This window comes from Candidatus Poribacteria bacterium, assembly GCA_021295755.1.
Lineage (GTDB): Bacteria > Poribacteria > WGA-4E > WGA-4E > PCPOR2b > PCPOR2b.
In genome coordinates, this window is record JAGWBT010000022.1 from 28269 (window position 1) to 33679 (window position 5411).

At 48.4% G+C, this 5411-nt stretch carries 8 protein-coding genes; all 8 read left to right on the forward strand.

The window, feature by feature from the left end:
* On the forward strand, positions 1 to 348 hold a 348-nt coding region (locus J4G02_04525; GenBank protein ID MCE2393851.1), incomplete at its 5' end, for a pyridoxal-phosphate dependent enzyme.
* A 32-nt stretch (positions 349 to 380) separates the two neighbouring features.
* Positions 381 to 686 (forward strand): MTH1187 family thiamine-binding protein, encoded by a 306-nt coding sequence (locus J4G02_04530; GenBank protein MCE2393852.1) that lies wholly within the window; start codon positions 381 to 383, stop codon positions 684 to 686.
* An 87-nt stretch (positions 687 to 773) separates the two neighbouring features.
* Entirely contained in the window at positions 774 to 2090 is a 1317-nt protein-coding gene (locus J4G02_04535) for a replication-associated recombination protein A (protein MCE2393853.1), read from the forward strand.
* 56 nt (positions 2091 to 2146) lie between these two features.
* On the forward strand, positions 2147 to 2797 hold the full coding sequence (locus J4G02_04540) for a hypothetical protein (protein MCE2393854.1): 651 nt from the start codon (positions 2147 to 2149) through the stop codon (positions 2795 to 2797).
* Between the two features lie 121 nt (positions 2798 to 2918).
* Positions 2919 to 3239, forward strand: coding sequence for a nuclear transport factor 2 family protein (locus J4G02_04545; protein MCE2393855.1), 321 nt, complete (start codon positions 2919 to 2921; stop codon positions 3237 to 3239).
* A 114-nt stretch (positions 3240 to 3353) separates the two neighbouring features.
* Positions 3354 to 3812, forward strand: coding sequence for a hypothetical protein (locus J4G02_04550; protein MCE2393856.1), 459 nt, complete (start codon positions 3354 to 3356; stop codon positions 3810 to 3812).
* 156 nt (positions 3813 to 3968) lie between these two features.
* Positions 3969 to 4340, forward strand: coding sequence for a cupin domain-containing protein (locus J4G02_04555; protein ID MCE2393857.1), 372 nt, complete (start codon positions 3969 to 3971; stop codon positions 4338 to 4340).
* A gap of 203 nt (positions 4341 to 4543) precedes the next feature.
* The gene (locus tag J4G02_04560; GenBank protein ID MCE2393858.1) at positions 4544 to 4930 is read left to right on the forward strand and encodes a transposase; all 387 of its coding nucleotides are present in this window, start codon (positions 4544 to 4546) and stop codon (positions 4928 to 4930) included.
* Positions 4931 to 5411: the final 481 nt, after the last annotated feature.

Here is a 5411-nt window from a genome sequence, read left to right on the forward strand (position 1 = left end):
CAAGACAACGCAGAATCAAACACCAATCTTGCAAAGGTCGCCAACGAAGTATCTCAGATACTCGATCTGGATCTGGATTTTTCAGCGGCTGATTTTGAGAGTTACGGGGAATACGCCGGCGACGCCTACGGCGTGGTGACACCCGGCAGCAAAGAAGCGGTCATCTTGGCTGCACAAACAGAGGCACTGGTGCTAGACCCAGTTTACACAGGAAAGACATTTGGGGGAATGATCGACCACATCCGACAGGGACAGTTTACGACGGATCAAACGGTTGTCTTCGTACACACCGGTGGGACACCTGCCCTGTTTGCTTATGGAGATGAGATCTTAGGAGAGTTAAAATAACCCGCAACTTCAGACGAAAGGAGATCTCCGACATGAATGTTATCGCAGATCTATGCGTCGTCCCAATAGGCGTTGGTGTGTCAGTTTCCAAGTATGTTGCTGAGTGCGAGCGTATCCTCAAGGACGCGGGATTGAAGACCAAGCTACACGCCTACGGTACCAATATCGAAGGAGATTGGGATGTAGTTTTCGCTGCAATTAAAGAGTGTCATCAGGTCATCCATGAGATGGGTGCCCCTCGGATCAGCACAACGCTCAAGTTTGGCACACGCACTGACCGCGCACAGACAATGGACGACAAGATAAACAGCGTTGTCCATCAAATGACAGACGGATAGTCATCAAATTGCTGCTATATCTATCTGAGGCGGTGTATTGGGTTGAGCGCAGCGAAATCCCGATTTATCAGGGAGGGTGGAATAGTTATGGACCTGTTTGACCAGAACTTGCAACAGAACCGGAAACGATCTGGTCCGCTAGCACATCGGATGCGTCCCGACACGCTCGACGAATTTGTGGGGCAGGAACATCTATTAGGGCTGGAGCAGCCCCTCCATCTTGCTATTGTACAGGACACGGTGATGTCCTGCATTTTCTGGGGGCCACCGGGCTGTGGAAAAACCACCCTAGCGCAGATCATCGCTCAGTGCACAAAGGCGCATTTCGAGCATGTCAACGCTAGCACAACCGGGGTACCGGAGTTACGCAAGCAGGTCGCGGGAGCTGAAGAACGTCTTAAATTCCACGATCAACGGACCATTCTGTTCTTGGACGAGATCCATCGCTTCAACAAAGCACAACAGGATTTCCTGCTCTCCTTTGTGGAGGATGGAACGCTTGTGCTGATCGGCGCAACAACCGAAAACCCCTCCTTCGAAGTCAATGCCCCACTCCTTTCCCGGATGCAGGTGTATCCATTCCGTCCGCTAGAATCGTCCCATATCCGTCAGTTGGTCGACCACGCACTCACCGACACCGAACGTGGTCTGGGGAAGTATCAGATCTCACTCTCGGAGGACGCTATAGATGCGCTGATTCGAGTGGCTGATGGTGATGTACGTCTTGCCCTCAACGCATTGGAACTCGCCGTACAGACCTGCAAACCGGATGAGCAACAGATACGTCATATAGACGCCGAAAGCATTCACAAAGCCGTGCAGAAGCGGATGTTGCGCCATGACAAATCGGGTGATGAACACTACAACCTGATTTCTGCCTTCATCAAAAGTATGCGCGGATCTGACCCCGATGCTACCGTCTATTGGTTGGCACGGCTATTGGAAGCGGGGGAAGATGCCCGTTTCATTGCGCGGCGCATGGTAATCCTCGCATCTGAGGATGTTGGAAACGCAGACCCACAGGCACTGCTGATTGCAGATGCAGCCGCCCGTGCGGTTGAATTCGTCGGACTTCCAGAAGCACAATTGAACTTGGCACATGCTGCTGTCTATCTCGCTTGTGCTCCAAAAAGCAACGCTGCTTATCTGGCTTTGCTCGCAGCGCAAAAAGATGTGCGCGAAGAACCCGCCTATCCTGTGCCAATCCATCTGCGAAATGCACCGACACAACTGATGAAAAAACTCGGTTACGGAAAAGAATACAGGTACGCCCACGATTTTGAAGACCACATCGTGCAACAGGACCACCTTCCCGACGCCTTACGCGATAGGCGGTATTACGAACCGACTGACATTGGGAATGAACAGCGCATCCGCGAGTACTTGGAAAAGACGAAAAAATGAGCGCGTGACAAAACACGCGAAGCTGCTGCGTACTTGTAAGAAGGAGCAAAATCAGAATGATAGAAGCAAGACGATCCTACCGTGCCATGGTGATGTCAATGATTATTCCCGGACTGGGACAGATCTATCTGCGTAAGCTGTTTAAGGGTGTCATCATATTTATAGGTATTATCTTGGCAATGGTGCTCATCTACGCCAATTCATTGCCCGTAACCAGTTGGCGAGACCTGACCCGTATAGATCGAACTGAAACATCCCCGGACGATGGGGGTGCAACAGGACAAACAGAAACACAGCCAGAAACAGATGATCCCACCTTGGCAGGCAGAGAGCAGAAGCGCTGGCGTGGCTACCCCCTATACACATCTGACAGCAAGTTTATGTTTCGGATTACCGAAGATTTGGACAGCTATCTAATAGACAACAAGGAACTCTCGACGGAACTGGTGCGGGAATTTCGGAAGCACAAAGTCTTAATTTACAAAGGGGCGACAGTTTCGACCAAAAAGGAAGGCAGTTGGTGGTTGATAGATGATCACTATCAGACCTATTCTGTGAGGAAAAGCGAATATGGATTAGACATTTATAGCACCGCACAATGGCGGTTTCGTCCCCGTTGGCAGTTCAAGATTACCGGGCTGATTCAACTCCTAATCTTCTGGGGATATGCAGTTTTCGACGGCTGGTTTGGACGACGAGAGGAATAGACAAATGAGCGTTCAATGGAAGGAAAAGAAATGGAGAAACAAATGACATTACAAGAACAGGTTGAGGGCGCAAACCTCAGTTTTTATCAAGCGATGCAAAATCTGAGTATTGACATGATGGATAGCGTATGGCTCAAATTGGGAAACAATCACCGGTTGGGAGGAGATTCGCGCGAGTTGGATAAATATCTTCCAGAACACACATCGAATGCACATCCACCCCTGCGAGATCGCGATTCATACTGATAATCAGTTTGCTTGGGTGACATGCGTCGAATCCATCCATACCTTTGCCGGCGGCAGGATGGGCATATCCTTTGCGCAAGCAACAAATGTGTTCAAACACGAAGGTGAGGGTTGGAAGATGGTGCACCATCATGCATCCCCATTGCCGAGGGAAGTAGCGCTTTCTGGCACCGCAGCGGCCCCCTCGCCAAATTAGCCGCTTGATACCGATAGAAAGAGGTTTCAAACGGCGGAAGTTTTCGTTGTTGCTGCTTCCATCAGTGTGTTACAATCATTTAGCATTTCAATTTATCAACAGGAGGAACAAACCTTGTTATCTCAATTATTGCAGAAAAAGTATTTCAGAATTGGGACGTTAAGTCTCGGAATCATCGCTGTGCTGATTGCGATTCCCGTGGTTGCCAATCAGATATTTGACGAAGAGGTCATCGGAGATTTCAAACACGTTATGACCGACTACGATGAGAAACATACACCGAAGATCGAGTGCCCAGATGAGGTTGGCGTCGGGGAATGGTTTGATGTAACCATCACAATCGGTGCCGGTTCAGTCCACCCCACCCTTTATGAGCACTACGTCAACTGGATCGGCATTTATAAAAATGATGTCGAAATAGCACGAGCCTATCTGCACCCAATCTATACCATGCCTAAAGTCACTTTCACGATCGCTTTGGAAGAGAGTTGCACATTGGTAGCAATGGAGCAACCGAACCATACCGCTCCTTGGCGGGCATCGAAAGAAATTAAGGTTGTAGAAAAAGAATAGACTCAAAAACGAACATGTGAGTCGAGAACATCAGTAAATCTAGGGGCGGGGCAATGTGCCGCCCCTTTATTCTTGGAATAAGCTTCAGGTTGAGCAGGATTGTTAAGAGATCTGCTAACGATCTTGCGAAATTCCGATCTATCGGGGAGGAAAAATATGCCGTTTATCGCTGCCGAGGAACTACCAAAAATGGAACTATTTCCGGGTGCACTCAGTGGCATTGTTGCCGGAGAAAGTCTTATGCTGTCGTTTTTGGAGATGGCAGAAGGCAGTGAAGTTCCAGAGCATAGCCATCCGCATGAACAAGCAGGATTGGTGTTGTCGGGGGAGCTACAGTTTAGAATCGGTTCGGAGGAAAGGATTCTAAAACCCGGGGAAGCATTTATTGTTCCGCCAAATGTGGTGCATTCAGGCGTTGTTGCAAAGGGGCCCGCACGTGTCCTCGATATCTTCACCCCGCCACGGGAGGACTATATCGACAAGTATAATAAGCATACAAGCACCTCCACCCAGACCAAATGGAAGTAGGGAGGGATACGCATGAAGTGGTTGTTCATCTTGTGGAGGCACAGCTGCAGAAAGCGCAGAGTTTGAGGGGAAGTTAAGAACTGCTGGAGAAACAGCCTTCCTCGATTATTGACAGTAGAAACAATGCAACACATATCTGTGGGAGAGACATCCTTGCCTCGATTGTTGACAGAAAGAACTCCATCTCACTCAAAGGAGAAACCTTGAACCGTTTTCCAAGTCGAGGAAGCCATTACTTACGAAAAGGACGACAATCAATACCGGGGGCATATTATTTCCTAACTACTTCCACCTTTGATCGAAGACCGATACTCGCCAACTTTGAAGTTGCACGGATCATTTTTCAAACCTTTGAATGGCTAGAAACTCAAGATCGCATCAGATGGATATGTATCATGGTCATGCCGGACCACATCCACGCAGTTATTCAACCGGGTCGAGATCAAACCTTACCAAGAGTCATGCATTCTCTCAAGACCTTTACGGCAAGGCAGATTAACAAACAACGTGGTGAACGCAGGACAGTATGGCAGGAAAGATATTATGACCACGGCATACGGAAGGGCAGAAATGATACGCTACTACTATGAGAATCCTGTTCGACAAGGTCTAGTCAAACAAGCAAGGGATTATCCTTATTGGCGATGTAAATACAAGATAGAATAGGAGAGACATCCCTATCGCACCTCTGTGGGAGAGGTATCCTTACCTCGATTATCAACAGAACATACCTGTGGGAGGGACATCCCTGCCCCGACTATCGGGAAAAGGATTTCCCTCCTACACTTTGGTTCTCATGATATAAAGGATTACAAAGGGACTAGGAAGTTGCCTCACGATTCCATTGACAACTTAACAGGTGTGTGCTATGCTTGATTACGCAAGTTAGTCGATCCGGTGCCACACAATCTGGATGAAGCCAGAAAGCAGCTTCCCTTGATTGAGGCCACCCTATTTGTCCTTAATTTGTGATAATCCGCGATTCAGACAACGAAGAAAAGAATAAGCAAACGACTAGCGCAAAGCAGCATCTTCGAAACCAACCATGAGTAAAAAAAAGACCATATATCT